Origin of the sequence: Streptomyces sp. SID5785 (genome assembly GCF_009870065.1) — a bacterium.
GTDB lineage: Bacteria > Actinomycetota > Actinomycetes > Streptomycetales > Streptomycetaceae > Streptomyces.
Map to the genome: position 1 here is coordinate 1 of NZ_WWIA01000386.1, position 2,549 is coordinate 2,549.

The 2,549-nt window shown below is 75.2% G+C and carries 3 protein-coding genes; 2 read left to right on the plus strand and 1 reads right to left on the minus strand.

Annotated elements, in window-relative coordinates:
• Positions 1-25 precede the first annotated feature (25 nt).
• Positions 26-1,297 carry an alanine racemase gene (gene alr, locus GTW43_RS12735; RefSeq protein ID WP_161301771.1) on the minus strand — a complete coding sequence of 424 codons (1,272 nt, stop codon included), beginning with the start codon at positions 1,295-1,297 and terminating at the stop codon, positions 26-28.
• A 171-nt stretch (positions 1,298-1,468) separates the two neighbouring features.
• Between alr and GTW43_RS12740 the strand changes: the two genes are divergently transcribed.
• A complete protein-coding gene (locus GTW43_RS12740) occupies positions 1,469-2,050 on the plus strand; it encodes a TetR-like C-terminal domain-containing protein (protein WP_237536561.1) in 582 nt (193 codons plus the stop codon).
• Positions 2,047-2,549, plus strand: a 503-nt coding sequence (locus GTW43_RS12745) for an alpha/beta fold hydrolase (protein ID WP_161301772.1), incomplete at its 3' end; no start/stop codon positions are given. The genes GTW43_RS12740 and GTW43_RS12745, both read left to right, overlap by 4 nt.

Here is a 2,549-nt window from a genome sequence, read left to right on the forward strand (position 1 = left end):
CGCGCGGAGGCGCTCAGGTGCCCGTTCATGTGCCCGCTCCTTGTCCTGCGCCGCGGCCGACCGCCCGGTCCGCTCCGTCGGCGCCGCCCGTCCGGCCCGTCCCGTGCATCGCGTCCGTCCCGTGCGTCCCGTCCGTCGTGTGCGTCCCGTCCGTCTCGTTCAGATAGACGCGCGGGACCCGGGATCCGATCCGCGTGACGATCTCGTACGCGATGGTGCCCGCCGCCACCGCCCAGTCCTCGGCGGTCGGCTCGCCCGCGTCGCCGGGGCCGAAGAGCACCGCCTCGTCGCCCGCGGTCGCCTCGTCGCCGCCGAGGTCGACGACGAACTGGTCCATGGCGACCCGGCCCGCGACCGTGCGCCGCTTGCCGCCGATCAGCACCTGGCCGGCGCCGGAGGCCTGGCGCGGGATGCCGTCCGCGTAACCGGCGGGCACCAGGCCGAGGGTGGTGGGGCCCGGAGTGACGTAGTGGTGGCCGTAACTGACGCCGAGTCCGCCGGGCGCGTGCTTGACCAGGGCGAGCGAGGCCTTCAGCGACATCACCGGGCGCAGGCCGAAGTCCGCGGGCGTGCCCACCTCGGGGCTCGGCGAGACGCCGTACATGGCGATGCCGGGCCGCACGAGGTCGAAGTGGGTCTCGGGCAGCGTGAGCGTGCCCGGCGAGTTCGCGATGTGCCGCACCTCGGGGGTGACGCCCTGCGCCTCGGCGTACCCGACCATCTCGCGGAAGCGGTCGAGCTGCGCGGCGATCGACGGGTGGCCCGGCTCGTCCGCGCACGCGAAGTGCGACCACAGGCCGGTGACCGTGACGTGCCCGGCGGCCTGTGCGGCGAGCGCCTCGCGGACCAGCTCGGGCCAGTCGGCGGGCAGGCAGCCGTTGCGCCCAAGGCCCGTGTCGGCCTTCAGCTGGACGCGGGCGGTGCGGCCCGACTCCCGCGCCGCGGCCGTCAGTTCACGCAGCGCCCACAGGCCGCTGACCGACAGGTCGAGGCCGGCCTCGATGCCCTCGCGCCAGGGGCCGCCGGGCACCCACAGCCAGCACATGATGCGGCCGGGCAGCCCCGCCGCGCGCAGTTCGAGCGCCTCCTCGGGGGTGGCGGTGCCGATCCACTCGGCGCCGGCCTCCTTGGCGGCGCGGGCCACCGGGATCATGCCGTGCCCGTACGCGTCCGCCTTCACGACGGCCATGAACGCGGCCGAGGGCGCATGGGCGCGCAGCGACCGGACGTTGGCCCGGAGGGCGGCCAGGTCGATCTCGGCGCGGACGCGGAGCGGTGCAGTCACGTTCTCGTTCATCGTGGGCCCAGTCTCTCACCGGTCCCCGGCGGCCCCTCGGGTACCGGGGACCGCGCGCCCGGAATCCCGTTGCCGCCCGACCTCGAACCTAGGTATCGTAAGCAAAAACCTAGGGATCCTAGGTTTGCTCGTTCGGCAGCGGAACGGAAGACGGAAGGACGCGGTGCGGTGATGATGGCGCGGGCGGGGCTGACGGCGGAGCGGGTGGTGGCGGCCGCCGCCGACCTCGCGGACACGGCCGGCTTCGAGAACATCACGATCGCCGCGCTGGCCCGCGGCTTCGGCGTGAAGGACGCGAGCCTGTACGCGCACGTCCGCAGCCTCTCCGACCTGCACACCCGGGTCGCGATCCGCTCCGGGCTCGACCTCTCCGAGCGGATCGCGGACGCGCTCGCCGGCCGGGCCGGGCGCGACGCCCTGCTCGCCTTCGCGCACGCCTACCGCGGCTTCGCCCTCGCCCACCCCGGGCGGTACGCGGCGACGCAGCTGGAGCTCGACCCGTCCGTCCTCGACGAGCACCCCGGGCTGCGCCGCAATCTGACCTGTACGTACGCCCTGCTCCAGGGGTACGGCCTGGCCGAGCCCGACCTCACGGACGCGGGCCGGGTCCTGCGCAGCACGTTCCACGGCTTCGTCACGCTCGAACTCGCGGGCGGCTTCCGGCACTCCCGGGACGTCGAGGCCACCTGGGCCCAGGGCCTGGAAGCCCTGCACGTCATGCTCGGCAACTGGCCGCGAGGAGACCGGCGTTGATCACCGCACACCGGCTGCGCGTCCCCGGCGCGCACCTCTACCTCGAGACCCGCGGCGCGGGCCCCGCCCTCCTGCTGCTGCCCGGCGCGGGCGGCGACGCGGCGGCCCTCGACCCGCTGGCGGACGCCCTCGCCGCCACGTTCACGGTGATCACGCACGATCCGCGCGGGTACTCGCGCAGCACCCTGGACGGACCGCACACCGAGCAGCGGGTGTCCGTGCACGCCGACGACGCACTGCGGCTCCTCGACACCGTGTCGCCGCACGAACCCGCGTACGTCGCCGGGGCGTCCAGCGGTGCGATCGTCACCCTCGACCTGCTGGCCCGGCACCCCGAGCGGGTCCGCGCCGCCGTCGCGCACGAGCCGCCGTCCTGGAGCGTGCTCCCCGACGCCGCGGTCCACCTGGCCCTCTTCCAGGAGGTGTACGACACGCTCGGGACCGCGGGGCTCGCCGCGGCGGGCGAGCGGTTCCTGCGCGGCGTCGGCCCGGTCCTGCT